The sequence below is a fragment of the Citrobacter sedlakii NBRC 105722 genome, from assembly GCF_000759835.1.
Taxonomy (GTDB): Bacteria; Pseudomonadota; Gammaproteobacteria; order Enterobacterales; family Enterobacteriaceae; genus Citrobacter_A; species Citrobacter_A sedlakii.
In genome coordinates, this window is the sequence record NZ_BBNB01000001.1 from 693,737 (window position 1) to 720,229 (window position 26,493).

Sequence of the window (26,493 nt, forward strand, 5' to 3'; positions counted from 1 at the left end):
GCAGGCATAAAAAAACCGGAGAACAGGTCTCCGGTTTTATTGGATTACACGATTAAGCGATATCTTCGTATTGCGGAACCGGATTGCGGAAGCTTTTGGTCACGCAAGCCAGATACACCAGACCAATGCCGGCCCAGATCAGCCCCAGAACCATCGAGCTTTCTTCCAGGTTGATCCACAGAGCGCCCACGGTCAGCGCGCCGCAGGTCGGCAGAATCAGGTAGTTAAAGTGGTCTTTCAGCGTCTTGTTACGTTTTTCGCGGATCCAGAACTGTGAAATCACTGACAGGTTCACAAAGGTAAACGCCACCAGCGCGCCGAAGTTGATCAGCGCCGTCGCCGTCACCAGGTCAAAATTGATCGCCAGCAGCGCGATGGCGCCGACCAGCAGCACGTTCCATGCCGGGGTACGCCATTTCGGGTGTACGTAGCCAAAGAAGCGCGTCGGGAACACGCCATCACGGCCCATGACGTACATCAGACGAGACACGCCCGCGTGCGCCGCCATACCGGAGGCCAGTACGGTTACGCTGGAGAAGATCAGCACGCCCCACTGGAAGGTTTTACCCGCCACGTACAGCATGATTTCCGGCTGAGACGCATCCGGATCCTTGAAGCGGGAGATATCCGGGAAGTACAGCTGCAGGAAGTAAGAGGCGCCGATGAAGATCAGGCCGCCAATCAGCGCGGTCAGGAAGATCGCCTTCGGGATCACGCGCTCTGCGTCTTTGGTCTCTTCAGACAGCGAAGAGATGCCGTCAAAGCCGAGGAACGAGAAGCACAGGATGGTCGCGCCAGTGATCATCGGCACCACGTGCGCGCCTTCAGACCAGAACGGACGTGAGCTTACCAGCGTACCCGCGCCTTCACCGTGGGAAACACCGTAGATAATCAGGCCGACAATCACCGCCACGATGCCCATCTGCAGGATCACGATCAGGGTATTGAAGTTCGCTACCGTTTTGATGCTACGCAGGTTAGAGATGGTCATAAAGGCCACCAGCGCGACAACAAAGATCCATGAGGGTACTGACGGCACCAGCGCTTCGAAATAGATTTTTGCCAACAGGATGTTGATCATCGGCATGAACAGGTAGTCCAGCAGAGATGACCAACCCACCATAAAGCCAACGGTCGGGCTAATGGATTTCTGGGCATAGGTGTACGCCGAGCCAGCGGACGGGAAACGGCGAACCAGTTTACCGTAGCTCAACGCTGTAAAAAGAATCGCGACCAGCGCAAAGGCATACGCCGTTGCCACGTGACCGTCAGTGAGGCCCGAAACGATACCGAATGTATCGAACAGCGTCATCGGCTGCATATAGGCAAGACCCATCATTACAACCGGAATCAACGTAAGGGTTTTACGTAATTCCACGCGAGAGGTGTTTGGAGTAACGTTATGCGACATGGTCATTCCCCTTTACGGCGAATGCCGTCGCGTAAGCAAAAAATTGCCCCATTTTCTGGATTCCTCAGCGACAACAACTGTCGGTTTTTAGTAAATATCTATCCGGTACGAAGCCCGGCCTCTTGGTATGAATGATTGGTTTGATGCAAAAAAATAACCGACGCGTAGTAAAACGTCGGTTAATGTCATTTTTTGCAAGCGGCGCATTGTGCCTTAAATTGAGGCGAAATGACAAGAGAATGAGAGCCTTGTCATAAAAAATTTTTTCTTAACTGCTTGATTTGCTGGACTCGCCGCTTGTGTAAACACCAGCGATAGCACTATTTGCTAAAATCTCGTCCCGCCACCAGGCGCTGGCCAGCCCGGCGGTGCGCACATTCCAGCCAACCCACACGGGTTCAGACAGTACCTGCGCGTCTACTTTCTTTTCGATGAGCGCGCCGCTTTCAAGGAATCGCTGGGCCAGATAGCGCGGCAGATAACCGCAACCCAGGCCGCTGATTTGCAGCTCCAGTTTGGTTTTAAAATCGAAAACGGTTATCGCATCCTGATCGTCCAGTAGCTGCGTTGCCGTTGAACAGGCGGGATGTGCGCCGTCACCGACCACAATCGCCCGATGGCGTCTGATGGTGCCGCGGCTCAACGGTTCGCTTTCTTCCGAAAGCGGATGATGAGGCGCAACCGCGAAAACGTGTTCCAGATCGCCAAGACGCGTATAGCCAAATTCGCTGGATGACGGCGGTTGATGCATGGCGCCGACAATAATATCCGCCCGTCCCTGAGTCAGCGCATCCCACGAGCCGCCCAGCACCCCGTTAACAAATTTCAGCCGCGTGACGCTGTGATGTTGATAAAATAACTCGATCAGCGGGGCGAGCAGGGAAAACGGAAAAGTGTCGTCTACGCCAATGACAAGCTCATTTTCCCAGCCTTCGTGCAGTTTCACCGCCTGTTTTTCCAGCTCCCGCACGGTATGCAGCACTTCACGCCCTTTTTCCAGCAGCATCTGTCCGGTGCGGGTGAAGCGGGCGCGATGGCCGCTGCGATCGAGAATCTGAATATTCAGGTCGCTTTCGAGGCGGTGAACGGTATAGCTGAGCGCCGACGGCGTTTTATATAACCGCGCCGACGCTGCGGCAAAACTGCCCTCTTTTTCCAGCGCATCAAGAATGATCAGCACGTCCAGCAGTGGTTTCATACACGCCCCCTTGCGATGGATGGCAAAAGACCGCTGGGATATGCATTACTCCATCGGCATCAGCAGCGGGTCGGGATACTGATATTCAAATCCTAGCTCATTGCAGATCCGGCTACCGTCAATAATTTTGCCTTTACCGTTGTCCGGCGAGTCCAGGAATTGCGGCGGCTCGGTGCCCAGCAGTCGCGCCATTTGCGGATAAAACACTTTTCGCGCAGGGTGGACGGGGGCACAGATATTATAGATGTGCCCCCCTTTCGGCGCCTGAAGCAGAAGCGTGATGGCGGCAATGACATCTTCAAGATGGACGAGATTGACGCCGTGTTCGCCATTTGGCGCGGTTTTTCCGGCAAAGAAACGCCCCGGATGCCGCCCGGGTCCGACCAGCCCCGCCAGGCGCAGAATATCCACTGAGGTGCCCGGCAGATGATGCAGCCAGTCCTCCAGCTCCTTCAATACTCGCCCGCTGGCTGTGACCGGATGACGCGGCGTGTTTTCTTTCACCGTGCCCGATGTATCGCCATACACCGAGGTCGAACTGGTAAAGATAATGCGCGGAATGCGCCAGGCCAGCGCGCTGTCCACCAGTTCCTGCATTGCCTGTAAATAGAATTCTTCTCCAGGACCGCTACGACGAGCCGGTAACGTGATCACCAGCGCGTCGACGTCCATCAACGCCTCCAGATCGTCCGCCTCGCAGACCAGCTCGGGCTCCAGACGCAGTGGATACCCTTCAATACCGCTCATTCTGGCCGCTTCCACCCCATCCAGGGTGGTTTTGCTCCCCTTCACCTGCCAGCCTCTGGCCGTCAGCGACATTGCCAGCGGCATGCCCAACCATCCTAAACCGACAATTGCGACCTTTTTCATCCGTTTTCTCCTGACTCCGGCACTATTTATATAAGGCTACGCCTGCGTATTCAGACTGACAATTCATACTATAAATAGGAATGTAAAAAAGCGCTTGCTTTATCACGCCAAAGTGGTTTAGGTTAAAAGACATCAAATGAATAAGCATTCATCGAGAATTTTATGACACGCGTTCAATTTAAACACCACCATCATCACCATCATCCTGACTAGTCTTTCAGGCGATGTGTGCTGGGAGACATTCAGATCTTCCAGTGGTGCATGAACGCATGAGAAAGCCCCCGGAAGATCATCTTCCGGGGGCTTTTTTTTGGCGCGCGTTTCAGACCGGTTCAGACAGGATAAAGAGGAAATAAGAATGTTAGATAACACCCGTTTACGCATAGCTATTCAGAAATCAGGCCGTTTGAGTGATGATTCACGCGAACTGCTGGCACGCTGCGGCATTAAAATTAACTTACACACCCAGCGTCTGATTGCGATGGCCGAGAATATGCCGATCGATATTCTGCGCGTGCGTGACGACGATATCCCGGGTCTGGTGATGGATGGCGTGGTCGATCTTGGCATTATTGGCGAGAACGTGCTGGAAGAGGAACTGCTCAACCGCCGCGCTCAGGGTGAGGATCCGCGTTACTTTACCCTCCGTCGCCTCGACTTTGGCGGCTGCCGCCTTTCCCTGGCGACCCCGGTTGACGAAGCCTGGGACGGCCCGGCCGCTCTCGACGGTAAACGCATCGCCACCTCTTACCCGCACCTGCTGAAGCGTTATCTCGACCAGAAAGGCGTCTCCTTTAAATCCTGTCTGTTAAACGGTTCTGTGGAAGTCGCGCCGCGCGCGGGCCTCGCCGATGCCATTTGCGACCTGGTCTCTACCGGCGCCACGCTGGAAGCTAACGGACTGCGCGAAGTGGAAGTCATTTACCGCTCAAAAGCCTGCCTGATCCAACGCGACGGCGACATGGCCGACGCCAAACAGCAGTTAATCGACAAGCTGCTCACCCGTATTCAGGGCGTGATTCAGGCACGCGAATCAAAATACATCATGATGCACGCGCCAAGCGAACGCCTGGAAGAAGTGATCGCCCTGCTGCCAGGCGCAGAGCGCCCAACGATTCTGCCGCTGGCGGGCGACCAGCAGCGCGTGGCTATGCACATGGTCAGCAGCGAAACGCTGTTCTGGGAAACCATGGAAAAACTGAAAGCGCTTGGCGCCAGTTCGATCCTGGTGCTGCCGATTGAGAAGATGATGGAGTGATGGCCATGAGCTTTAGCACAATCATTGACTGGAACGCATGCAGCGTTGAAGAACAGCGCAACTTACTGATGCGCCCGGCGATCTCCGCGTCGGACAGTATTACCCGCACCGTGAGCGAGATCCTGGATAACGTAAAGGCGCGCGGTGACGCTGCCCTGCGTGAATACAGCGCGAAATTTGATAAAACCGACGTTGGCGCGCTGAACGTGTCCGCTGATGAAATTGCCGCTGCCGGCGCCCGACTGGGCGACGATTTAAAACAGGCGATGGCAGTCGCGGTGAAAAATATTGAGACGTTCCACACAGCACAGCAACTGCAGACCGTGGATGTGGAAACCCAACCCGGCGTACGTTGCCAGCAGGTCACGCGCCCGGTCGCCTCAGTCGGCTTATATATTCCGGGCGGGTCCGCGCCGCTGTTTTCAACCGTACTGATGCTGGCAACGCCGGCGCGCATTGCGGGCTGCAAAAAAGTGGTGCTCTGCTCGCCGCCGCCGATCGCCGACGAAATTCTGTATGCGGCGCAACTGTGTGGGGTGCAGGAAATATTCAACGTCGGCGGCGCGCAGGCCATTGCCGCGCTGGCGTTTGGCAGCGAGTCGGTGCCAAAGGTGGATAAAATTTTCGGTCCGGGTAATGCGTTTGTCACGGAAGCGAAGCGGCAGGTCAGCCAGCGTCTGGATGGCGCGGCGATCGATATGCCTGCCGGTCCGTCTGAAGTGCTGGTGATTGCCGATAGCGGCGCAACGCCGGATTTTGTCGCCTCCGACCTGCTTTCGCAGGCGGAACACGGCCCGGATTCACAGGTGATTTTACTGACCCCGGACGCAGGCATCGCCAGACGCGTTGCCGACGCGGTAGAACGCCAGTTGGCGGAACTGCCGCGCGCGGAAACCGCACGCCAGGCGCTAAGCGCCAGCCGCCTGATTGTCACCCGCGATCTGGCCCAGTGTGTCGAGATTTCGAATCAGTATGGTCCGGAGCACCTTATCGTACAGACACGTAACGCCCGCGATCTGGTGGATGATATCACCAGCGCCGGTTCGGTTTTCCTTGGCGACTGGTCGCCAGAGTCAGCCGGGGATTACGCTTCCGGCACCAATCACGTGCTGCCAACCTACGGTTATACCGCGACCTGTTCCAGCCTTGGACTGGCGGATTTTCAGAAGCGTATGACGGTGCAGGAGCTGTCGAAAGCGGGCTTTTCCGCTCTGGCGTCCACCATCGAAACGCTGGCGGCGGCAGAACGCCTGACCGCTCACAAAAATGCCGTCACCCTGCGCGTCAACGCCCTTAAGGAGCAAGCATGAGCACTGAAAACCGTTTTAGCGTCAGCGAGTTAGCCCGTGATAATGTCCGCAATCTTACGCCGTATCAGTCTGCCCGTCGCTTGGGTGGCAACGGTGATGTCTGGTTAAATGCCAACGAATTCCCGACGGTAGTCGAGTTTCAACTGACGCAGCAAACGCTCAACCGCTATCCGGAATGCCAGCCCAAAGCGGTGATTGAAAACTACGCCCAGTACGCGGGCGTTAAGCCAGAACAGGTGCTGGTTAGCCGCGGGGCGGACGAAGGCATTGAACTGTTAATCCGCGCCTTCTGCGAGCCGGGTAAAGACGCGATCCTCTACTGTCCGCCGACCTACGGCATGTATAGCGTCAGCGCGGAGACAATCGGCGTCGAATGCCGTACCGTACCGTCGCTTGCCGACTGGCAGCTGGATATGCAGGGCATTTCGGACAAGCTCGACGGTGTTAAAGTGGTTTACGTGTGCAGCCCAAATAATCCGACCGGCCAGTTGATCCATCCGCAGGACTTGCGCACGCTGCTGGAACTGACGCGTGGCAAAGCGATTGTCGTCGCCGACGAAGCCTATATTGAGTTTTGCCCGCAGGCGACGCTGGCAGGCTGGCTGTCTGAGTACCCTCACCTTGTCATTCTGCGCACCCTGTCGAAAGCGTTCGCGCTGGCCGGACTGCGCTGCGGCTTTACGCTGGCCAATGAAGAGGTCATCAATCTGCTGTTGAAAGTGATCGCCCCGTACCCGCTTTCAACGCCGGTCGCCGACATTGCCGCTCAGGCGCTTAGTCCGCAGGGAATAAACGCGATGCGCGAGCGCGTGGCGCAGATTCTGCTGGAGCGTCAGTACCTGGTTAATGCCCTGCGCGATATCGCCTGCGTGGAGCAGGTGTTCGATTCGCAAACCAACTATATTCTCGCGCGTTTTACGGCCTCCAGCCGCGTATTTAAATCTTTGTGGGATCAGGGCATTATCTTACGAGACCAGAACAAACAACCTTCATTAAGCGGCTGTCTGCGCATTACGGTTGGAACACGGGAAGAAAGCCAGCGCGTCATTGACGCTTTACGTGCGGAGCAAGTATGAGCCAGAAGTATCTCTTTATCGATCGTGACGGAACCCTGATCACCGAACCGCCCAGCGATTTCCAGGTGGATCGCTTCGACAAACTGGCCTTTGAGCCAGAGGTGGTGCCGGTCCTGCTGAAGCTGCAAAAAGCGGGCTATACGCTGGTAATGATCACCAACCAGGACGGTCTGGGAACCCAGAGTTTCCCTCAGGCCGACTTCGAGGGTCCACATAACCTGATGATGCAGATTTTCACCTCGCAGGGCGTGCAGTTTGACGAGGTGCTGATTTGTCCGCACCTGCCTGCCGACGCGTGCGACTGCCGGAAGCCGAAAACCCGGCTGGTTGAGCGTTATCTTGCCAGTCAGGCAATGGACAGCGCCAACAGCTATGTTATCGGCGACCGGGAAACCGATCTTCAGCTTGCCGACAACATGGGCATTCGCGGCTTACGCTACAACCGGGAGACCCTGAACTGGGCCATGATCGGTGAGCAGTTAACGAAACGCGACCGTTACGCCCACGTGGAACGTAAGACCAAAGAGACGCAGATTGATGTGAAGGTGTGGCTGGATCGTGAAGGCGACAGCAAAATCAACACCGGCGTCGGCTTTTTCGACCACATGCTGGACCAGATCGCCACCCACGGTGGTTTTCGCATGGAGATAACGGTCAAGGGCGATCTCTATATTGACGATCACCACACCGTTGAAGACACCGGCCTGGCGTTGGGCGAAGCATTAAAGCTGGCGCTCGGCGACAAGCGCGGGATCTGCCGTTTTGGTTTTGTCCTGCCGATGGATGAATGCCTGGCACGCTGCGCACTGGATATTTCCGGGCGTCCGCACCTGGAATATAAAGCCGAATTCGCTTATCAGCGCGTGGGGGATCTGAGCACCGAGATGATTGAACACTTCTTCCGCTCGCTCTCTTACACCATGGGCGTGACGTTGCACCTGAAAACCAAGGGCAAAAACGACCATCATCGTGTGGAAAGCCTGTTTAAAGCCTTTGGCCGCACGCTGCGCCAGGCTATCCGCGTGGAAGGTGACACTCTCCCCTCCTCCAAAGGAGTGTTGTGATGAACGTAGTGATTCTGGATACCGGCTGCGCCAACCTCCATTCGGTGAAATCCGCCGTGGCGCGGCATGGATACAACCCGCAGGTCAGCCGCGACCCGGACGTGGTGCTGATGGCGGACAAACTCTTTTTGCCCGGCGTCGGCACCGCCCAGGCGGCGATGGACCAGCTGCGCGAGCGCGAACTTATCGAGCTGATCAAAGCCTGTACGCAACCGGTGCTGGGCATATGCCTGGGGATGCAAATTCTGGGACGTCGCAGCGACGAGACGCAGGGCGTGGATCTGCTGGGAATTATTGAGCAGGACGTGCCGAAAATGACCGATTTCGGGCTGCCGCTGCCGCATATGGGTTGGAATAGGGTCTATCCGCAGGCCGGAAACCGGCTGTTCCAGGGGATTGAGGACGGCGCGTACTTTTACTTCGTGCACAGCTATGCCATGCCGGTGAACCCGTGGACTATCGCACAGTGCAATTACGGCGAACCGTTTACCGCCGCGGTGCAAAAAGACAACTTCTACGGCGTACAATTTCACCCTGAGCGTTCGGGTGCTGCGGGCGCGCAGTTACTGAAAAACTTCCTGGAGATGTGATGATTATTCCGGCATTAGATTTAATCGACGGCACCGTGGTGCGTCTCCACCAGGGCGACTACGCAAAACAGCGCGACTATGGCAACGATCCGTTACCGCGTTTGCAGGATTACGCGGCGCAGGGCGCGGAGGTACTGCACCTGGTTGACTTAACCGGGGCGAAAGATCCGGCAAAACGCCAGATCCCGCTGATCAAAACGCTGGTGACGGGCGTTAACGTTCCCGTCCAGGTTGGCGGCGGTGTGCGTAGCGAAGAAGACGTTGCCGCCCTGCTGGCCGCGGGGGTTGCCCGCGTAGTGGTCGGCTCAACGGCAGTGAAGTCACCGGAGGTGGTGAAAGACTGGTTTGAACGCTTTGGCGCGGACGCGCTGGTGCTGGCGCTCGACGTGCGTATTGATGACGCAGGCAATAAGCAGGTGGCGGTCAGCGGCTGGCAGGAAGATTCCGGCGTTTCGCTGGAAGAGCTGGTTGAAACTTATCTGCCCGTCGGCCTGAAGCATGTGCTGTGCACCGATATTTCTCGTGACGGCACGCTGGCAGGGTCTAACGTCTCGTTATACCGTGAAGTGTGCGCAAAATATCCGCAGGTGGCGTTTCAGTCCTCTGGCGGAATTGGCGGCATTGAAGACGTGGCCGCCCTGCGCGGCACCGGTGTCAGCGGCGTGATTGTTGGACGCGCGCTGCTGGAAGGGAAATTTACCGTGAAGGAGGCTATCCAATGCTGGCAAAACGCATAATCCCGTGCCTCGACGTTCGTGATGGCCAGGTGGTGAAAGGCGTGCAGTTCCGCAATCATGAAATCATCGGCGATATTGTACCGCTGGCGAAGCGTTATGCGGACGAAGGCGCCGACGAACTGGTGTTCTATGATATCACAGCCTCCAGCGACGGACGCGTTGTCGACAAGAGCTGGGTGACGCGCGTCGCGGAAGTGATCGACATTCCTTTTTGCGTGGCGGGTGGAATTAAATCGGCGGAAGACGCCGCGCAGATCCTCTCCTTTGGCGCAGACAAAATATCCATCAACTCCCCTGCGCTGGCGGATCCGACGCTGATTACCCGCCTGGCGGATCGTTTTGGCGTACAGTGCATCGTGGTCGGCATTGATACCTGGTACGACGCTGAAACCGGTAAATATCACGTGAATCAGTATACCGGCGATGAAAGCCGTACCCGCGTTACCCAGTGGGAAACGCTGGATTGGGTGCAGGAGGTGCAAAGACGCGGCGCCGGTGAAATCGTCCTGAATATGATGAACCAGGACGGTGTACGTAACGGCTACGACCTTGAGCAGCTGAAAAAAGTGCGCGACGTCTGTCATGTCCCGCTGATTGCCTCCGGCGGCGCCGGCACCATGGAGCACTTCCTTGAGGCCTTCCGTGACGCGGACGTCGACGGGGCGCTGGCCGCCTCCGTCTTTCACAAACAAATTATCAATATTGGTGAGTTAAAAACGTACCTGGCAACACAGGGCGTGGAGATCAGGATATGTTAACAGAGCAACAGCGCCGCGAGCTGGACTGGGAAAAAACCAACGGACTTATGCCGGTGGTCGTACAGCACGCGGTATCCGGCGAAGTGTTGATGCTGGGCTATATGAACCCGGAAGCGCTGGATAAAACCCTTGAGACCGGCAACGTGACCTTTTATTCACGCACGAAACAGCGGCTGTGGACCAAAGGTGAAACCTCCGGCCACTTTCTGAAGGTGGTGAGCATCGCGCCTGACTGCGACAACGATACCCTGTTGGCGCTGGTTAACCCGATTGGTCCAACCTGCCATAAAGGCACCAGCAGTTGCTTTGGCGAAGCAAGCCACCAGTGGCTGTTCCTGTATCAACTTGAACAGCTCTTAGCCGGGCGTAAAACTGCCGATCCGGCCAGTTCCTACACGGCAAAACTGTACGCCAGCGGCACTAAGCGTATTGCGCAGAAAGTCGGCGAAGAAGGCGTTGAAACGGCACTTGCCGCCACGGTGCATGACCGCGATGAATTGACCAACGAGGCTTCTGATCTGATGTACCACCTGCTGGTGCTGTTGCAGGATCAGGAACTGGACCTGACGACGGTGATCGAAAACCTGCGTAAGCGTCATCAGTAATCTTAATATGTAAAAATACCGGGCGCAAAGCCCGGTTTTGTATTTACTGGCCTGAGAAGTTGCCCTCCTCCGGCAAAATCACGTTTACTGCGCTTTCGGCTTATAGTTACGCAGCGCGTTCCGTCCAAGCACCACACCCGCGCCAATCATACCGCCCAGCAGCACAGCCAGCACCAGGGTGATGGCTTTTTTCGGGCTGTCGCGACGAATCGGCAGCGTCGGTTTCATCACGTAGCGATAGGCGTGAACACTATCCGGTTCGATTTTCAGCGCTTTCACCGCCAGCAGATTCTGGCGCGTCTGGTAGTAACCATCCGAAAGGGCTAACGGCCGGGTCGCTTCGTTCTGCACCATTGAGGAAAGCGCGTCGCTGCCCAGCATAAACATCGTATCCTGCGAAACCTGATCGGCCTGCTGAACCTGCGGCAATTTGATGTTCGCTTCTTTGGCGACGGACAGCGCCTGGCTTATCTGCGCGATACGCAACGCTTTTTGCTCCTGGGCGACTTTTTCCTGCGCTTCAAGCGATTGTTCAAAGTCTGAAGTGCGGGTAGTGATGCTTTTCGCCAGGTCCGCGTTGACTTCTTTGGAGACTGTTTCATCTACCTGCTGAATATATTCCGCCAGCGTTTTCTGCGCATCTTCCGCAGTCGGCGCCTGATACGACACTTTCAGCGGTAGCGGCTGACCTTTCACAGAGGCGTCAATGGTGAGCTTTTCGGGTTTTTCTTGATTTTCCAGTGTTTCAGATAAAGCAGAAAATGCCGAATTAAAACGACCAATCATGTTTGACTGCAGTTCATTAATCCGTGGGGCGTTGCCGCCGTACAGCACGTTCATCGCATTAGAGTAGGTCGCTAACTGGCCCGCATCAGGTTGGGTGATGATGGCAGTCGACGTCCACTTCTCTTTCGCCACGGCCAGATAACCGACAGCCAGTAAGATAGCGATAATGACACAAGCAAAGATAGTGACTTTACCGCGCCATAACTGCACAACTAAATCAATTAAATCAATCTGTTCCGGTTCGTTATTGCGACCGGTGAGGTTGTTATTTTCCACTTATATCAATACCCTGAATAGGAAAAGACTTATGGTGGTACAGTGTAACGATAAAATGCCGGGATGCTATAAGAAATTTGATAAAAAACGTAATTTTACGAGGCTTTATGAGGGATTCCTTTCCCTGGTTACAAATCCTTTAATCACTGCCAAACAGATCGCGGGTGTAGACTTTTTCTACTACATCCTTTAATTCTTCAGCCATACGGTTAGAGATAATGACATCCGTTCGCTGCTTAAACCGGGTTAAATCGCGTTCTATGCGCGAATTAAAAAAGGTGTCCTCTTTTATCACCGGTTCATAAATGACCACTTCCACCCCTTTCGCTTTAATGCGCTTCATGATCCCCTGGATGGAAGAGGCGCGGAAGTTGTCCGATCCGCTTTTCATGATCAAGCGATAGATGCCCACGACTTTTGGCTTTCTGGCCAAAATAGCGTCGGCGATAAAGTCCTTTCTCGTTCTGTTAGCATCGACAATCGCGGAGATAATATTGTTGGGAACGGACTGGTAGTTCGCCAGGAGCTGCTTGGTATCTTTTGGCAGACAGTAACCCCCATAGCCAAACGACGGGTTGTTATAGTGATTACCAATTCGCGGGTCCAGACATACGCCTTCGATGATCTGACGCGTGTTCAGTCCCAGACTTTCGGCATAGCTATCCAGTTCATTAAAATACGCAACCCGCATGGCCAGATAGGTATTAGCAAAAAGCTTGATCGCTTCCGCTTCCGTGGAGTCGGTGAACAAGGTCGGGATATCTTGCTTAACGGCGCCTTCCTGAAGAAGCGCTGCAAAGCGCTCGGCCCGTTCGGAGCGCTCGCCGATCACGATTCGGGAAGGATGCAGGTTGTCATAAAGCGCCTTCCCTTCTCGCAGGAATTCCGGTGAGAAAATGATATTTTGGGTGTTGAACTTCTTGCTCATCGAGGCGGTAAAGCCTACCGGAACGGTAGATTTTATAACCATTACCGCATCGGGATTGATTTCAAGAACATCCTGAATGACAGATTCAACGCTGGTGGTATTGAAGTAGTTCGTTTTAGGATCGTAATCTGTCGGCGTGGCGATGATAACGTAATCCGCGTTTTTATAGGCTTCATTTTTATCTAATGTCGCCTTAAAGTTAATTTTTTCAGACTGCAAAAATTGCTGTATTTCTTTATCGACAATCGGAGATATCCGATCATTTAACATTTCTATCCGGGAAGGAACGATGTCTAACGCAATAACATCATGATGCTGTGCGATAAGCAGACCGTTGGACAGGCCAACATATCCGGTACCGGAAATGGTGATTTTCATTTCATGCTCTCAGAATTAACTTATAATGATGTCATGACTAGTTGTAGCCCTGACGCGTTATTATTGTTTTAGCGTCCGAACGAATAGAGTGTCAACGAAGCCTGGCACAATTAAGATTTTCTTTATCAGACTAAAGCAATAATATTAAGTTAATATGAAGCAACAGAAATAAAGCAATAAGAATTCGGATAAAAAAAACCCGGTTAAAAAACCGGGCTTTGTAAGCTAAAAGGAATTAATCCAACCATTCGGTGTGGAAAACGCCTTCTTTATCAGTACGCTTATAGGTATGTGCGCCAAAGTAGTCACGCTGCGCCTGGATCAGGTTAGCAGGCAGGACTTCCGCACGGTAACTGTCGTAGTAGGCGACTGCCGCAGAGAACGTAGGTACAGGGATACCGTTCTGCACCGCGTAAGCCACGACGTCACGCAGTGCCTGCTGATATTCATCCGCAATGTTTTTGAAGTACGGATCCAGCAACAGGTTGGCGATACCGGCATTTTGCGCGTAGGCATCGGTGATCTTCTGCAGGAACTGCGCACGAATGATGCAACCAGCACGGAAAATCTTCGCGATTTCACCGTAGTTGAGATCCCAGTTGTACTCATCAGACGCAGCGCGCAGTTGTGAAAAGCCCTGAGCATAAGAAACGATTTTACCGAGGTACAGCGCGCGGCGCACTTTCTCGATAAATTCCGCTTTATCCCCTGCCGGCTGCGCTTTCGGCCCCGTTAATACTTTTGAAGCAGCAACGCGCTGCTCTTTTAGCGAAGAGATATAACGCGCAAAGACCGATTCGGTGATCAAGGACAGCGGTTCGCCGAGATCCAGCGAACTCTGGCTGGTCCATTTACCGGTACCTTTGTTGGCCGCTTCATCCAGGATGACATCAACAAGGTATTTACCGTCTTCATCTTTTTTGGTGAAGATGTCTTTGGTGATGTCGATCAGGTAGCTGCTCAGTTCACCGTTGTTCCATTCCGTAAAGGTGCTGGCCAGCTCTTCATTGCTGAGATTCAGACCCCCCTTCAGAAGTGAATAGGCTTCAGCAATCAGTTGCATATCGCCGTATTCAATACCGTTATGGACCATCTTCACATAGTGGCCTGCGCCGTCAGCACCGATATAGGTTACACAAGGTTCGCCATCTTCCGCTACTGCAGCGATTTTCGTCAGAATCGGGGCAACCAGTTCGTACGCTTCTTTCTGGCCGCCAGGCATGATAGATGGCCCTTTCAACGCGCCCTCTTCACCGCCGGAGACACCGGTACCGATAAAGTTAAACCCTTCTGCGGACAGTTCGCGGTTACGGCGAATGGTGTCCTGGAAGAAAGTGTTACCGCCGTCAATGATGATGTCGCCCTTATCAAGATAAGGTTTCAGCGAATCGATGGCTGCATCCGTGCCCGCACCAGCTTTCACCATTAACAGGATGCGACGAGGCGTTTCAAGGGATTCAACGAACTCTTTCACCGTGTAATAAGGCACCAGTTTCTTACCGGGATTTTCGGCAATCACTTCTTCGGTCTTTTCACGGGAGCGGTTGAAAACAGAGACGGTATAACCACGGCTCTCGATGTTGAGCGCCAGGTTGCGCCCCATCACTGCCATACCGACGACGCCGATCTGTTGCTTGGACATTACATACTCCTGTCAGGTGTGGTACTGCGATACATTATCGCAGATCAATATTGGTATCATGTTAACTCAGAATACATAAAAATTGATTATTCTTGCTATTAGCTAAAAATGCTTTCGGCTTATTTAGTCCTTTTTATAACCATTTGGATTCTTTTGCTGCCAATTCCAAGAATCTCGAATCATATCATCCAAGCCTCGCCTCGCTTTCCATCCAAGCTCTTTTTCTGCTTTCGCAGGATCGGACCAACATTCGGCGATATCTCCAGAGCGTCTTTCACTTAAAGTATAAGGTACAGTGCGAGAGGTTACTCGTTCAAAAGCGGTTAAGAGTTCCAGAACTGAATAACCTTTACCCGTTCCGAGATTATAAACTTTATGATTTGGTCCTTCGTTTCTATGATCTAACGCAGCAATATGACCTTCAGCGAGATCCATAACATGTATAAAATCACGGACTCCAGTCCCATCCTTTGTTGGATAATCGCTTCCATATACTGACACTTGCTTATGCTTACCGACAGCAACCTGACAGATATACGGCATAAGATTATTTGGGATGCCATTAGGGTCTTCACCTATATTTCCAGAGGGATGAGCTGCAACTGGATTAAAATAGCGCAAGATTGTCACTCTAAAGTCAGGATATGCACGCGCTATATCCTCAAGTATCTTCTCAACCATGAGCTTCGATGTACCGTAAGGATTTGTAGTTCCTCCAATACGTGAGCTCTCAGTTAAAGGAATTGTTTCTGGTTCACCATATACAGTTGCAGAAGAGCTAAAAATTAAATTATTTACATTTTGTTTAATCATCTCATCTATCAAGCATAAGGTTCCGGATATATTCACCTCATAGTATTTTAGAGGATATGATATTGATTCACCAACTGATTTAAGTCCTGCAAAGTGGATAACATCGGTGATATTATTTTCACTAAATATTCTTTTTAAGAGGTGTTTATCAAGTATTGAGCCCTCATAAAAGGTAGGTTTTACATTAGTGATATCTTTAACTCTTATTAACGCTTCAGGTGAGGAATTATTAAAATCGTCAATGATAACAACGCTTTTACCTTTTTCAAGCAGTCTCACTACAGTATGAGAACCTATATAACCAGCACCACCTGTAACTAAAATACTCATAAACACCGACCTTATTAATTATAAAACAATTGCAATCAAATAAACCACATGATTTTATTAAAATATTTTCAGCATATAAAGCTAATCTTTATATAGAAAAAATTCATCAAATTGATTGCCTTGTGTCCACTATTTCCTTTCACATTGCTATTATTTCTTGATCAGAACGAGGAGAAATTATTTTTTACGTACAAATAAAACCCTCTGAAAGTTGAGAATAAGAAATGCAATTATTTTATTTGAAGTGCTTATATATCGAAGGCATATCATCAAACTTATTTATAATCCTTTCCATACATATACATAATATTATGCATATATTAATAATATGTAGCTATCTTTGACTGCTTATTGGATTGAGTAATTGATTAATATATTCAAAAATTACTTTTGTAAACATTTAGCCAATGATTAACTATAGAGTTTATTGAGAAATGATCAACGACTTTTCTCCTGTTTTCCTTTTCTATCTCATTTATTGATGATATTGGTAAATTACCGACTTCAATGATTTTGTTAGCCAGGGCTTTAGCATCTGAGGTAGGAACGATATAATCAGAATTCGTAAAAGCTTCTTTCACTCCGCCAGCATCTGTACAAACGGCTATTCGCTGACATGACATGGCTTCAATAACAACTAGGCTAAAACCTTCCCAAGCGGAGGATAAAACAAATATATCGCATGCAGAATAATAATCAGAAACATTACTTATACTTCCAAGTAAATTAACACGAGCCTCTAAATTGTGATCTTTAATTATCTTTTCAATTTTCGGTCGAACCTCTCCCTCACCTATTATAATAAGCTTATAGTCATCAGGTAAAAGCATGAAGGCTGATAATAAATTTGGATAATCTTTTGCAGGATTTAATCTTCCCACGCTAAGAATCAACTTATCATTAACATCGATAGACAATATTTTTCTTATGGAAAGACGTTTTTCGATGCTGAAAGAAAATTTTTCAGTATCAACACCATTATAAACAACAATAGATTTAGCTTCAGAAAAAAATTTTTTATCGATGTATTCACGGAGAGCCTCTTTACTAACGTTTGTATTTATGTCACTTAGATAATCAGTAAAGCGGTAACTGAGCATGCGTAATTTTCCACCTTCATATTTACTATGAGCTGTACATATGAGTTTATACGTACAATGTCCAAATAGCTTGGATAATCTCGACATAATATTGGCATGGAACATATGACTATGAACAACATCAGGTTTAAGTATAGAAATTATATTTCGCAGTTTAATCACACCTAATAACAATCCTAATGGATTTTTTTTCATATTAACATTGTAAATAGTGATATTTTCATTATGAGGTAGAACCGTATTTTCCCCAGTAAGGGTAATTATTGAAACGTGATGCTTCGCTTCAGTAAGTCTATCCGCTAATAAACATACCTGCTTTTCTGCACCTCCCAGACCCAAGCCTGTAATTACTAATACAATTTTCATTTTCTAAGCTCGTATAATTTACATTGGAAATAACGGATCAACATTTTCATTTTTCGGATGTAGCTCGTCTCACGCTTAAACTGATCTTTATAATAGATACCAAATCCTTTTGGATTTGCTAATAGTTGAGACTTAAAGTTCAAAGATAATCCATCTTCGAGATACTCACAGAGGTAAACTGCTTTATTTTTATGAAACTTTACTAAGGCATGATCTGTAATTTTATTCCAGATATATAACTCTGGTACAAATTTTTCATTGTGAAAGTGGGGGAATGGATGCTGCATCAATATCTCTTTCTTAAAGCAATATGCAAGATCTCCTTTAAATAGGTGACCAGCATCAGTCGCTGGAAGATAACAGATGCTGTCAGATGCTTCATTAAAAGAAATGCCTATAATGGTTTTATCTAAATAGGCTTTACGAAATGCCACGCCTGATATTTTTTTAAGATCTTTATCCGCTTGATTTAGACTATCTTCGACACAAGAAATAGCGTCATATGTTAAAATATCATCGCTATCAACTATCAGGATATGATTTCCCTCACATAATTGCACACCAGCATTAATAGCTTGTGATTTCCCTGTATTTGTCTGATAAAAATAAAAAATTCTGATTAGATTTTGTTTCTGAAATTCTTTTATTAATTTTTCAGTATCATCTATACTGCCATCATCAATAACAACCCATTCAAATGATTTAGCCGATTGGTTAATTAACGAAGTGTATAATCTCGTTAGCGTATAGGCACGATTGTAAGTAGGTGTTAATACTGAGATCATTGGCTAAAGGTCCTTCTAACTATACATTTTAACAATAGTTTTATTCTGCTATTGTTTAAGCGGAAATCATGCTTCAATAATATTATTATTTGGGAAAACTTGCTTTTTGTGTCACAAAATTTGAAGAAGATTTCAAAATCTTTTTTAATATCATCTGTTAAGAGATGGTAGTAATTTTCATAAAACGCTCTCTTCACTAAAAAATGCTCTTTCGATAGGAGGTAATTGACCTTAGATGTCAACATTGAAATGAATCTATTATTAAATTTTTTTTGCCCAGTCACAGCACCCATATGCTGTCGATATAGCATTAACTTTTTAGGTAAGAAATATACGTGTCCCATCGAATGCGCAACCAGACTAACGACATCATCATGTAAGTGAACATAACCGTGATAATCGGCCACTATACCGACCATTGCTTTATTAAATAAAATCGAACATCCCTGATAACCAGCATTGAAAAATAAAAAATCTTTCAATCGATTGGCGTGGTTATGAGATATACCACTAAAATCGATATGCCCCGTATTGTCATCAAAAGCGTACCCATCAGCATATACTATCGATGGTAACTTACTGGTTCCCATTCCTTTATTGTCAGCATAAGCAATGATACTGCTTAATTTGTTTTCGAGCCAAATATCATCTTGATCGCAAAAAATTGTATAATTTGTATTCGAAAACTTTACTAATGATAGAAAGTTTTTACCCGCACCAAGTCCTGTTATACCATCCTCAATAAGATTAATACGACTATCAATTAACTGCATTCTTTTTATAATATCAAGGGTGTTATCTGATGAACCATCATCATGAATATAAAGTATCCAGTTTTTATATTTCTGTTGCTGCAATGAAAGAATTTGGTTCTCTATAAATGCGCTTCCATTATAAGTTGCCATTAAGATCGTTACTGTTTTATCTTGCATTTGACTGTAAATCTCCATAATAAATACATGCAAATAACCACTTTAATATTACCAGCAAGATTGGTTATTAAAGTTTCAGCGAAAAATGAGGTAAACAGACCAATAGCAAAACTAGCATAAATAAGTAACGCAAGAGGATTACCTTTTTTGGCCAACAAATATATCGTTGAATATATAACTCCATATAAAATCGCGCCGAAAGCTACGCCTAACAAAGAATAATCTTGGTAAAATGGTTGCATAACTGTAAATACATTGGTCGGAACCGGTACGTTCACGTAATCTAAAATCGTTTTAACTGGTTCAGTCGATGATAATCCCGTTTTGTATAAAACTGCGATCAGAAACCTAAAAGTATATTCACCGGCTTCACCATTTGTATTCAGCTCAGATAATTTGCTTAATGCCAAAAGTGGAGAGTAAATATATATACCCAACACAGAACTCACCGTTGTGCTCTCCCCACTGGACATTCTCATAAAATGCATAAAAAGAATAGCGAAAATTATTGCAGGCGCTATAAAAAACAACTTCTTTTTATTTAATCCTACTGTCATTTCACGTATCACTAAGAAAATCAAAATTGGGGTGATTAAAGCAAATTTTCCCATAGTCCCTATACAAAATAAAATCATCCATAGCCATAATGTATACTTGTTCTTTTTGTTTCTTTCAGTAATGCAAACGATTGAAAACATTGCTATCAAAACTGGATAGACAGTTGTCATCAAGGTGAATTTTTCACCTTCATAATCTTCAATAATATTTGCGAGACGTAAGTTGAGGAGAAATGATGCAGGTCCGTTATTCCCAACGTTATATATTTCATACACTGTATAGATAGATAGTGGTATTACTATAATCCAATATCGTCCGCAAACATATTCTCTGTTTTCATAATATAAAGTGCTATTTATTTTTAAGGAGACCAGTTCGCCAGTAATTAAAATAATGTATACAATTGTATACCAAATCATTAACGCATAGAAACTAATTTCGGGAAACTCTATGAACTCATCATAAGCGAACAATCCTGTAGATGTAACAAGAAACCAAGCGAAACAATGTAATGACAGGGGTGATGTAAAATTAGATTTAACTAAATAAAGTGCAACAAAAAGCCCTAGCGTTGATATAATAGCAAGAGTGATAACATATATCATAATAAGTCAGTTCCTACTTTCTTTGAAAGCTATTATAAGTAGATTATTTTGTTACCTATCAAAGCATCTATCGATGAATGACAGCAATATGTAATCCACTGTAACTCTTATGCTCCAGGCATATGCTGCACCAACCACCCCAAAGCTCTTAATAAAATAAAACAGAACTAACAAATACGGTATCAACTCAAGCATGTGTATATAAGCGGTAATTTTTGCATAACCCCGGGATTGTATACTTGCAAAAGGAACCTGTGCTAATGAATTGAAGACAAAGCCAATTAAAAGAATAATTAAAATCGTGGCTGAAGTCCCGGAAAATTCAGGTCCCATCCACAATATCATAAATTTATCACTGACAATACTCCCAACTACAAATATTGGAAAAGTAATTAAAAACAAAATTACCGTGACGAGATTTTTATTTTTTTTCCTATCGTGGACATTCTTTGAAGAACTTAAACGAGGGAAAATGGCCCGCGCAAATGCACCGGGAACAATACCTAATCTTGCGATAATTTCTGAGGGAGCAGTATAAAAAGCAACCATAGCCGCTCCTAGCTGGTTAGAAACAATAAATCGGTCAAAGTATGCCATTAATGGGCTTATGATATTGCTTATAGTTATCCATCCGCCAAACATAAGCATCCGCTTTAATGTTATTTTGCTGAACCTAAAAAGTGACTCAACAAGTATTTCTCTGCACAGAAAAAATGCAAATACCAGACAGATTAATCTTGATATAACAAGACCGGAAATAGCATATTCTATTGTAGGAGAAACTAAAATGAAGCCGACAGGAAGAAGTGAAAGAAGGGAGCCTGTCACAGATTTGTATATGTTTAATACGCCAAATCTTTCCTCACCTTCTAGAATTGCAAGCCATATTTGAGTTATTAAAAATACAGGAATCGAGAGAGAAAGTATCTTCAAAGAATTGACAACACTTAAATGTAAACCAATACTTATTTTTAATAAATTAGTTATAGCATCGCTTGAGGAATATAAGATAAAAGAGGCGATAACGCCCATTACCATAACCAATAATGTTGCTGTAAAGATTATTTTTCTTTTTTCTTCATTATCATTTCGGAATAGCGCTATTTCACGGATAACAGCCCTCGACAATCCCACATCAAAAATACTTGCATACCCAACAATCGCCATTGCAAGGGTAAATATACCAAAGGTTTCTGCTCCTAAGACCCTCCCCAGAATGCCTAATGCTGGTACCGTTATAATCGCTGGAATAATATAACCAGCAACGTTCCAAAGGCTGTTTTTTATAACACTCATTCAAAAAACTCATTTTTTATAATAAACGCCAAATCCGGTGCAACTTCGTCTTTAGGAGAAAGTTTAAAAGTTATATTTAGCGGCCATTTAATATTAATCTGAGGATCGGCATAATTTATTGATCGTTCCGCTTCAGGACTGTAATAATTCGTGGTCTTATAAACAAATTCTGCCCTCTCGCTCAATACCAAGAAACCATGAGCAAATCCCTCAGGTATCCATAACTGTCGTTTATTTTCCGATGATAAATGAACACCAATCCATTTACCGAAGGTCAATGAAGATTTTCGAAGATCGACGGCAACATCAAAAACTTCACCAGCTACACATCGCACAAGTTTACCCTGAGCGTGTGGATTTAGCTGATAATGTAAGCCACGCAATACCCCTTTATGTGATTTCGAATGATTATCCTGTACAAAATTAACACTTCTACCTATCGCATCTTCAAAAGTTCGCTGGTTAAAACTTTCAAAAAAAAATCCACGATTATCACAATAAACAGTAGGCTCTAAAATAATTACATCTGGTAATTCTGTCTTTATAACTTTCATTTTTTAATAACCTTTAATTATTTTGATAAGATATTTCCCATAATCATTTTTATTCAATGGCCCAGCTAGTTTTTTAACCTGCTCTGCGCCAATAAAGCCTTTGCGAAAGGCTATCTCCTCGGGGCAAGAAACTTTCAACCCTTGACGTTCCTCGATTGTCGCAATAAAGTTACTCGCCTCAATCAAACTTTGATGCGTTCCGGTATCCAGCCAGGCATAGCCACGGCCCATCATGGCAACAGATAATCTTCCCTGTTCCATATAAATACGGTTGATATCGGTGATTTCCAGTTCACCACGCGCGGAAGGCTTCAGATTTCTGGCCATCTCAACAACACTGTTATCGTAGAAATAAAGCCCCGTTACCGCATAATTGCTTTTTGGCTCAAGCGGTTTTTCTTCCAGGCTGATAGCAGTACCATTTTTATCAAACTCCACCACGCCATAGCGCTCGGGGTCGTTCACATGATATGCAAAAACAGTCGCCCCGCTTTCTTTATTCACGGCAGCGTCCATCAGTTTCGGAAGATCGTGACCGTAGAAAATATTATCCCCAAGTACTAATGCACAATCATCATTACCAATAAATTCTTCGCCAATGATAAATGCCTGCGCCAGACCGTCAGGGCTTGGCTGCACTTTATACTGAAGATTTAATCCCCACTGACTACCATCGCCAAGCAGTTGCTCAAAGCGTGGCGTGTCCTGTGGAGTGCTGATAATGAGAATATCCCGAATACCCGCTAGCATCAGGGTAGAAAGCGGATAGTAAATCATTGGCTTATCATAAATAGGCAGCAATTGTTTACTCACAGCCATTGTAACCGGGTAAAGACGAGTGCCGGAGCCACCAGCGAGAATAATCCCTTTACGCGTTTTCATATCTTCTTCTCTTAAACACAAAATGCCCACATTCGGGCATTAAAAAATTGTTAAATTGCTGTCGTTGTAAACAACTCATCCAGCATACGTTTGACACCCGTTTCCCATTGCGGGAGGACTAAATCAAAAGTTTTCTGGAATTTATCCGAGTTCAGTCTGGAGTTAGCAGGACGTTTCGCTGGAGTCGGGTATGAGCTGGTTGGGACCGCTTTAAGCTTGGTCAGAGCTAAATTTACTTCCGATTTCTGCGCTTCGGCGAAAACAAAAGAAGCATAGTCATACCAGGTGGTTGTACCACTGGCCACCAGATGATAAAGCCCTGCCACTTCCGGTTTAACCATGGCAACACGAATGGCATGTGCAGTACAATCCGCCAGCAGCTCAGCCCCCGTTGGCGCACCATACTGATCGTTAATAACAGCCATTTCAGCGCGTTCTTTCGCGAGACGTAACATGGTCTTCGCAAAGTTATTGCCCTTACCTGCATAGACCCAACTGGTGCGGAATATCAGATGCCGGGAACAATGCGTCTGTAGTGCCTTTTCACCTGCCAGCTTTGTTTCACCATAGACATTTAGTGGAGCCGTTGCATCTGTCTCGCGCCATGGTGTCTCGCCAGTACCCGGAAAAACATAGTCGGTGGAATAATGCACTACCCAGGCCCCTACCTCTTGCGCAGCTTCCGCTATCGCTTCGACACTCGTTGCGTTCAGTAACTGGGCAAACTCAACCTCTGTTTCTGCTTTATCCACGGCGGTATGCGCTGCTGCATTGACAATGACATCGGGGCGGATGCGGCGAACCGTCTCTGCGACACCTTCAGGATCACTAAAATCGCCACAGTAGTCGGTAGAATGAACATCAAGCGCAATCAGGTTTCCTAATGGTGCGAGTGAACGTTGCAACTCCCAGCCCACCTGCCCTGTCTTACCGAACAAAAGGATGTTCATTACTGACGTTCCCCATAGTTTTGTTCGATCCAGCTCTGATAAGCACCGCTTTTAATGTTCTCAACCCACTGCGCGTTTGCTAAATACCACTGCACAGTTTTACGAATCCCACTCTCAAAGGTTTCCTGCGGTTTCCAGCCCAACTCGCGGCTAATTTTATCAGCATCAATCGCATAGCGGCGATCGTGACCCGGACGATCCGTAACGTAGGTGATTTGATCGCGATACGATCCCTCTTTGGGCACAATCTCATCCAGCAAATCACAGATGATATGGACGACATCGAGATTTTTCTTCTCGTTGTGACCGCCAATATTATAGGTCTCACCAGGCGTTCCCTGGGTGACAACGGTATAGAGCGCGCGGGCGTGATCTTCAACATACAGCCAGTCACGAATCTGATCGCCTTTACCATAAATAGGTAACGGTTTTCCTTCCAGTGCATTGAGGATAACCAACGGGATCAGTTTTTCCGGGAAGTGATATGGACCGTAGTTGTTTGAACAATTGGTCACAATAGTTGGCAAACCATATGTCCGTAACCATGCACGAACAAGATGATCGCTTGACGCTTTTGATGCTGAATACGGACTGCTTGGCGCATACGCTGTTGTTTCAGTAAACAGCGGAAGTTTACTACCCACTTCCACTTCATCCGGGTGCGGTAAGTCCCCATAGACTTCGTCAGTTGAAATGTGGTGAAAACGGAAGGCTGTCTTTTTCTCACTATCAAGCGACGACCAGTATTCGCGTGCCGCTTCCAGAAGCACATAGGTACCGACAATGTTGGTTTCGATAAATGCAGCAGGTCCAGTGATAGACCGATCTACATGACTCTCAGCAGCCAGATGCATCACAGCATCTGGTCGATATTCATTAAAGATACGCTTCATTGCTTCTGAGTCACAAATATCTGCATGTTCAAAAGAATATCGTTCATTATTCGCGATAAAGGTTAGTGACTCAAGGTTTCCAGCATAAGTTAACTTATCTACATTAACAACGCAATCCTGTGTATTATTTATAATATGGCGAATGACGGCAGAACCAATAAAACCGGCCCCGCCAGTAACTAATATTTTCATTTGAGATCCTGGGGATAACACTATGACTATGATAGAATTATTTCTTTATATTGTTCAATGTAATTTCTAAATTCAAATTTTTCTTTTTCAGCTTGCGCTTGAAAAAAATAACTGTCATATTCATTAATGATTTTAAGTAATTTTTCTTCAATATCTTTTTCGGTATTTGTAACCAACAAACCGTTACCATCCACTAACTCCCTACATCCCCCAACATCGCTCATTAGGAGAGGTATACCAGCGTTATGTGCTTCTAATGCTGACATTGGAAGGCCTTCACTATCTGAAATAAGTGAGAAGATATCATAGTTTAAATATTCGTTAAATGAACAGATTTCTCCAAGAAAAGTTATGTTATTATAGTTTTTAAAATCTTCTTTTAGTTTTTCCAAGTATTCCCCTCCCCCCGCGACATCAAGATATATATCAGGATGTTTAGAAATAACCTGAGCTAATAACTCAGGACGCTTCGGATGAGTCAACCTGCCTACGAAAATAACTTTTTTGTTTTTTTCTAAATGTAGTTTCTTAGGTATGCCTGATACGGAGTTGTGTACTGTTTTAATCTTTTCACTTTTGATGCCTATTTTCTCTATAGCATTTTTTTCATCGCTATACGAAACACACCAAATAATGTCTGTTAAATATGAGAGATATTTTTCGACTTTAATAAATATTGGTTTAAGAACGCCACCATTATAAACGCATGACCATCCATGAGATACATATATACATTTAAAACGGTGAAACAGTTTACACATTCTCGAAAAAATACCTGCATTAGCAGAACTAGCTACCATTATCTCTATTTTATTTTTTTTTAGATATTTAAGCAGTTTCAAGTAGCCAAACAAGCTAAATTTATTCTTTAGTTGTGGAAATATAAAGCAAAAATCATAATTGTTTTGATCAGTCAACCATCCTTTTTCCGATGTAATTAAATGCACATTATTACCTTTGCGGACTAAATTCATCATATCGTTCGTCCAGGTCTGTGCCCCACCTATCTCGGATTTCGTCACTATAAAGGCTATGTTGCTCATATGGATTTTTAATTTTTTGTTGATGAGTATTGTATAATAGTTAAATTATCTAAAACATAATTAACAGTGTCTAAGCACGCTACCGCCCCTGGCTTAACAGCTACCAGTGTACTGCGAACTTAACAGGCTTGATGAGCTAAGCGTTGTGCCACCTAGCCATAAAACATAAACACTAATTGTCTTACCTATTGAGGTTAGAAACAAGAAAAAATCTTGTTAAAACATTTCCCCGCGTTCTTGAGCAACTTATTGATAACACGTAGACTTCCCAAAAACTAAAAACGGCTAAAACATTTTCAGTATATTG

Annotated in this window: 27 protein-coding genes and 1 other annotated feature; of the genes, 9 read left to right on the forward strand and 18 right to left on the reverse strand. The window is 46.7% G+C overall.

Going from position 1 to position 26,493, the window contains the following annotated elements; all coding sequences use genetic code 11:
- Positions 1-52: 52 nt before the first annotated feature.
- The 4 genes from CSE01S_RS03450 to CSE01S_RS03460 form a co-directional block, all read right to left on the reverse strand.
- Positions 53-1,411 (reverse strand): APC family permease, encoded by a 1,359-nt coding sequence (locus tag CSE01S_RS03450; RefSeq protein ID WP_042284225.1) that lies wholly within the window; start codon positions 1,409-1,411, stop codon positions 53-55.
- The gene (gene yoeI, locus CSE01S_RS23020; protein ID WP_099433339.1) at positions 1,401-1,463 is read right to left on the reverse strand and encodes a membrane protein YoeI; all 63 of its coding nucleotides are present in this window, start codon (positions 1,461-1,463) and stop codon (positions 1,401-1,403) included. The genes CSE01S_RS03450 and yoeI overlap by 11 nt, the downstream gene beginning before the upstream one ends.
- Before the next feature lie 216 nt (positions 1,464-1,679).
- Positions 1,680-2,609: a LysR substrate-binding domain-containing protein gene (locus CSE01S_RS03455; RefSeq protein WP_042284227.1), complete on the reverse strand. Its 930-nt coding sequence runs from the start codon at positions 2,607-2,609 to the stop codon at positions 1,680-1,682.
- A gap of 45 nt (positions 2,610-2,654) precedes the next feature.
- Positions 2,655-3,479 (reverse strand): SDR family oxidoreductase, encoded by an 825-nt coding sequence (locus tag CSE01S_RS03460; protein ID WP_042284230.1) that lies wholly within the window; start codon positions 3,477-3,479, stop codon positions 2,655-2,657.
- Between the two features lie 162 nt (positions 3,480-3,641).
- Here CSE01S_RS03460 and hisL point away from each other — a divergent pair, with 162 nt between their 5' ends.
- From hisL to hisIE, 9 genes are all read left to right on the forward strand, one after another.
- On the forward strand, positions 3,642-3,692 hold the full coding sequence (gene hisL, locus CSE01S_RS23025) for a his operon leader peptide (protein WP_001364200.1): 51 nt from the start codon (positions 3,642-3,644) through the stop codon (positions 3,690-3,692).
- Positions 3,668-3,791: a sequence feature (His leader region), on the forward strand. (Overlaps the previous gene by 25 nt.)
- A 46-nt stretch (positions 3,792-3,837) precedes the next feature.
- Complete coding sequence (gene hisG, locus CSE01S_RS03465; protein WP_042284232.1) at positions 3,838-4,737, forward strand: ATP phosphoribosyltransferase; 900 nt, start codon at positions 3,838-3,840, stop codon at positions 4,735-4,737.
- Positions 4,738-4,742: 5 nt separating this feature from the next.
- Entirely contained in the window at positions 4,743-6,047 is a 1,305-nt protein-coding gene (hisD, locus tag CSE01S_RS03470) for a histidinol dehydrogenase (RefSeq protein WP_042284756.1), read from the forward strand.
- On the forward strand, positions 6,044-7,123 hold the full coding sequence (hisC, locus tag CSE01S_RS03475) for a histidinol-phosphate transaminase (RefSeq protein WP_042284235.1): 1,080 nt from the start codon (positions 6,044-6,046) through the stop codon (positions 7,121-7,123). Before hisD ends, hisC begins: the two co-directional genes overlap by 4 nt.
- Positions 7,120-8,187, forward strand: a complete 1,068-nt coding sequence (hisB, locus tag CSE01S_RS03480) for a bifunctional histidinol-phosphatase/imidazoleglycerol-phosphate dehydratase HisB (protein WP_042284239.1) — start codon at positions 7,120-7,122, stop codon at positions 8,185-8,187. The genes hisC and hisB overlap by 4 nt, the downstream gene beginning before the upstream one ends.
- Positions 8,187-8,777, forward strand: coding sequence for an imidazole glycerol phosphate synthase subunit HisH (hisH, locus tag CSE01S_RS03485; protein ID WP_042284243.1), 591 nt, complete (start codon positions 8,187-8,189; stop codon positions 8,775-8,777). Before hisB ends, hisH begins: the two co-directional genes overlap by 1 nt.
- Positions 8,777-9,514, forward strand: a complete 738-nt coding sequence (hisA, locus tag CSE01S_RS03490) for a 1-(5-phosphoribosyl)-5-[(5-phosphoribosylamino)methylideneamino]imidazole-4-carboxamide isomerase (protein ID WP_042284247.1) — start codon at positions 8,777-8,779, stop codon at positions 9,512-9,514. The genes hisH and hisA overlap by 1 nt, the downstream gene beginning before the upstream one ends.
- Positions 9,496-10,272, forward strand: a complete 777-nt coding sequence (gene hisF, locus CSE01S_RS03495) for an imidazole glycerol phosphate synthase subunit HisF (RefSeq protein WP_042284251.1) — start codon at positions 9,496-9,498, stop codon at positions 10,270-10,272. Before hisA ends, hisF begins: the two co-directional genes overlap by 19 nt.
- Positions 10,266-10,877 (forward strand): bifunctional phosphoribosyl-AMP cyclohydrolase/phosphoribosyl-ATP diphosphatase HisIE, encoded by a 612-nt coding sequence (gene hisIE, locus CSE01S_RS03500; protein ID WP_042284254.1) that lies wholly within the window; start codon positions 10,266-10,268, stop codon positions 10,875-10,877. The genes hisF and hisIE overlap by 7 nt, the downstream gene beginning before the upstream one ends.
- Before the next feature lie 84 nt (positions 10,878-10,961).
- On the opposite strand, the gene wzzB is transcribed toward hisIE, so the two are convergent.
- The 14 genes from wzzB to CSE01S_RS03570 form a co-directional block, all read right to left on the reverse strand.
- Entirely contained in the window at positions 10,962-11,939 is a 978-nt protein-coding gene (gene wzzB / locus CSE01S_RS03505) for an LPS O-antigen chain length determinant protein WzzB (RefSeq protein WP_042284258.1), read from the reverse strand.
- A gap of 139 nt (positions 11,940-12,078) precedes the next feature.
- Complete coding sequence (ugd, locus tag CSE01S_RS03510) at positions 12,079-13,245, reverse strand: UDP-glucose 6-dehydrogenase (RefSeq protein ID WP_042284261.1); 1,167 nt, start codon at positions 13,243-13,245, stop codon at positions 12,079-12,081.
- A gap of 235 nt (positions 13,246-13,480) precedes the next feature.
- Complete coding sequence (gene gnd / locus CSE01S_RS03515) at positions 13,481-14,887, reverse strand: NADP-dependent phosphogluconate dehydrogenase (RefSeq protein ID WP_042284264.1); 1,407 nt, start codon at positions 14,885-14,887, stop codon at positions 13,481-13,483.
- A 123-nt stretch (positions 14,888-15,010) separates the two neighbouring features.
- A complete protein-coding gene (galE, locus tag CSE01S_RS03520) occupies positions 15,011-16,030 on the reverse strand; it encodes a UDP-glucose 4-epimerase GalE (RefSeq protein ID WP_042284267.1) in 1,020 nt (339 codons plus the stop codon).
- Between the two features lie 377 nt (positions 16,031-16,407).
- Positions 16,408-17,496: a glycosyltransferase gene (locus tag CSE01S_RS03525; protein WP_042284269.1), complete on the reverse strand. Its 1,089-nt coding sequence runs from the start codon at positions 17,494-17,496 to the stop codon at positions 16,408-16,410.
- The gene (locus CSE01S_RS03530; protein ID WP_042284272.1) at positions 17,493-18,281 is read right to left on the reverse strand and encodes a glycosyltransferase family 2 protein; all 789 of its coding nucleotides are present in this window, start codon (positions 18,279-18,281) and stop codon (positions 17,493-17,495) included. The genes CSE01S_RS03525 and CSE01S_RS03530 overlap by 4 nt, the downstream gene beginning before the upstream one ends.
- Positions 18,278-19,213: a glycosyltransferase gene (locus CSE01S_RS03535; protein WP_042284273.1), complete on the reverse strand. Its 936-nt coding sequence runs from the start codon at positions 19,211-19,213 to the stop codon at positions 18,278-18,280. The genes CSE01S_RS03530 and CSE01S_RS03535 overlap by 4 nt, the downstream gene beginning before the upstream one ends.
- Positions 19,195-20,376, reverse strand: coding sequence for an O-antigen polymerase (locus tag CSE01S_RS03540; protein ID WP_042284274.1), 1,182 nt, complete (start codon positions 20,374-20,376; stop codon positions 19,195-19,197). Before CSE01S_RS03540 ends, CSE01S_RS03535 begins: the two co-directional genes overlap by 19 nt.
- A gap of 51 nt (positions 20,377-20,427) precedes the next feature.
- Positions 20,428-21,672 carry a flippase gene (locus tag CSE01S_RS03545; RefSeq protein WP_042284275.1) on the reverse strand — a complete coding sequence of 415 codons (1,245 nt, stop codon included), beginning with the start codon at positions 21,670-21,672 and terminating at the stop codon, positions 20,428-20,430.
- Positions 21,669-22,226 (reverse strand): dTDP-4-dehydrorhamnose 3,5-epimerase, encoded by a 558-nt coding sequence (rfbC, locus tag CSE01S_RS03550; protein ID WP_042284276.1) that lies wholly within the window; start codon positions 22,224-22,226, stop codon positions 21,669-21,671. The genes CSE01S_RS03545 and rfbC overlap by 4 nt, the downstream gene beginning before the upstream one ends.
- Before the next feature lie 3 nt (positions 22,227-22,229).
- Positions 22,230-23,108: a glucose-1-phosphate thymidylyltransferase RfbA gene (gene rfbA / locus CSE01S_RS03555; RefSeq protein WP_042284277.1), complete on the reverse strand. Its 879-nt coding sequence runs from the start codon at positions 23,106-23,108 to the stop codon at positions 22,230-22,232.
- Positions 23,109-23,158: 50 nt separating this feature from the next.
- Positions 23,159-24,058, reverse strand: a complete 900-nt coding sequence (gene rfbD / locus CSE01S_RS03560) for a dTDP-4-dehydrorhamnose reductase (RefSeq protein ID WP_042284278.1) — start codon at positions 24,056-24,058, stop codon at positions 23,159-23,161.
- Positions 24,058-25,143: a dTDP-glucose 4,6-dehydratase gene (gene rfbB, locus CSE01S_RS03565; RefSeq protein ID WP_042284280.1), complete on the reverse strand. Its 1,086-nt coding sequence runs from the start codon at positions 25,141-25,143 to the stop codon at positions 24,058-24,060. The genes rfbD and rfbB overlap by 1 nt, the downstream gene beginning before the upstream one ends.
- 26 nt (positions 25,144-25,169) lie before the next feature.
- Positions 25,170-26,186 carry a glycosyltransferase gene (locus CSE01S_RS03570; protein ID WP_042284283.1) on the reverse strand — a complete coding sequence of 339 codons (1,017 nt, stop codon included), beginning with the start codon at positions 26,184-26,186 and terminating at the stop codon, positions 25,170-25,172.
- Positions 26,187-26,493: the final 307 nt, after the last annotated feature.

Excerpts from the sequence above, each read along its gene's own strand:
- hisA (WP_042284247.1), top strand. The coding sequence starts at position 8,777 with ATGATTATTCCGGCATTAGATTTAATCGACGGCACCGTGGTGCGTCTC.
- hisC (WP_042284235.1), top strand. The coding sequence starts at position 6,044 with ATGAGCACTGAAAACCGTTTTAGCGTCAGCGAGTTAGCCCGTGATAAT.
- hisF (WP_042284251.1), top strand. The coding sequence starts at position 9,496 with ATGCTGGCAAAACGCATAATCCCGTGCCTCGACGTTCGTGATGGCCAG.
- rfbB (WP_042284280.1), bottom strand. The coding sequence starts at position 25,143 with ATGAAAATATTAGTTACTGGCGGGGCCGGTTTTATTGGTTCTGCCGTC.
- CSE01S_RS03535 (WP_042284273.1), bottom strand. The coding sequence starts at position 19,213 with ATGCAAGATAAAACAGTAACGATCTTAATGGCAACTTATAATGGAAGC.
- CSE01S_RS03540 (WP_042284274.1), bottom strand. The coding sequence starts at position 20,376 with ATGATATATGTTATCACTCTTGCTATTATATCAACGCTAGGGCTTTTT.
- CSE01S_RS03530 (WP_042284272.1), bottom strand. The coding sequence starts at position 18,281 with ATGATCTCAGTATTAACACCTACTTACAATCGTGCCTATACGCTAACG.
- rfbA (WP_042284277.1), bottom strand. The coding sequence starts at position 23,108 with ATGAAAACGCGTAAAGGGATTATTCTCGCTGGTGGCTCCGGCACTCGT.
- rfbD (WP_042284278.1), bottom strand. The coding sequence starts at position 24,058 with ATGAACATCCTTTTGTTCGGTAAGACAGGGCAGGTGGGCTGGGAGTTG.
- CSE01S_RS03525 (WP_042284269.1), bottom strand. The coding sequence starts at position 17,496 with ATGAAAATTGTATTAGTAATTACAGGCTTGGGTCTGGGAGGTGCAGAA.
- CSE01S_RS03455 (WP_042284227.1), bottom strand. The coding sequence starts at position 2,609 with ATGAAACCACTGCTGGACGTGCTGATCATTCTTGATGCGCTGGAAAAA.
- gnd (WP_042284264.1), bottom strand. The coding sequence starts at position 14,887 with ATGTCCAAGCAACAGATCGGCGTCGTCGGTATGGCAGTGATGGGGCGC.
- ugd (WP_042284261.1), bottom strand. The coding sequence starts at position 13,245 with ATGAAAATCACCATTTCCGGTACCGGATATGTTGGCCTGTCCAACGGT.
- galE (WP_042284267.1), bottom strand. The coding sequence starts at position 16,030 with ATGAGTATTTTAGTTACAGGTGGTGCTGGTTATATAGGTTCTCATACT.
- CSE01S_RS03450 (WP_042284225.1), bottom strand. The coding sequence starts at position 1,411 with ATGTCGCATAACGTTACTCCAAACACCTCTCGCGTGGAATTACGTAAA.
- hisB (WP_042284239.1), top strand. The coding sequence starts at position 7,120 with ATGAGCCAGAAGTATCTCTTTATCGATCGTGACGGAACCCTGATCACC.
- hisD (WP_042284756.1), top strand. The coding sequence starts at position 4,743 with ATGAGCTTTAGCACAATCATTGACTGGAACGCATGCAGCGTTGAAGAA.
- CSE01S_RS03545 (WP_042284275.1), bottom strand. The coding sequence starts at position 21,672 with ATGAGTGTTATAAAAAACAGCCTTTGGAACGTTGCTGGTTATATTATT.
- hisG (WP_042284232.1), top strand. The coding sequence starts at position 3,838 with ATGTTAGATAACACCCGTTTACGCATAGCTATTCAGAAATCAGGCCGT.
- CSE01S_RS03570 (WP_042284283.1), bottom strand. The coding sequence starts at position 26,186 with ATGAGCAACATAGCCTTTATAGTGACGAAATCCGAGATAGGTGGGGCA.
- rfbC (WP_042284276.1), bottom strand. The coding sequence starts at position 22,226 with ATGAAAGTTATAAAGACAGAATTACCAGATGTAATTATTTTAGAGCCT.
- CSE01S_RS03460 (WP_042284230.1), bottom strand. The coding sequence starts at position 3,479 with ATGAAAAAGGTCGCAATTGTCGGTTTAGGATGGTTGGGCATGCCGCTG.
- hisIE (WP_042284254.1), top strand. The coding sequence starts at position 10,266 with ATGTTAACAGAGCAACAGCGCCGCGAGCTGGACTGGGAAAAAACCAAC.
- hisH (WP_042284243.1), top strand. The coding sequence starts at position 8,187 with ATGAACGTAGTGATTCTGGATACCGGCTGCGCCAACCTCCATTCGGTG.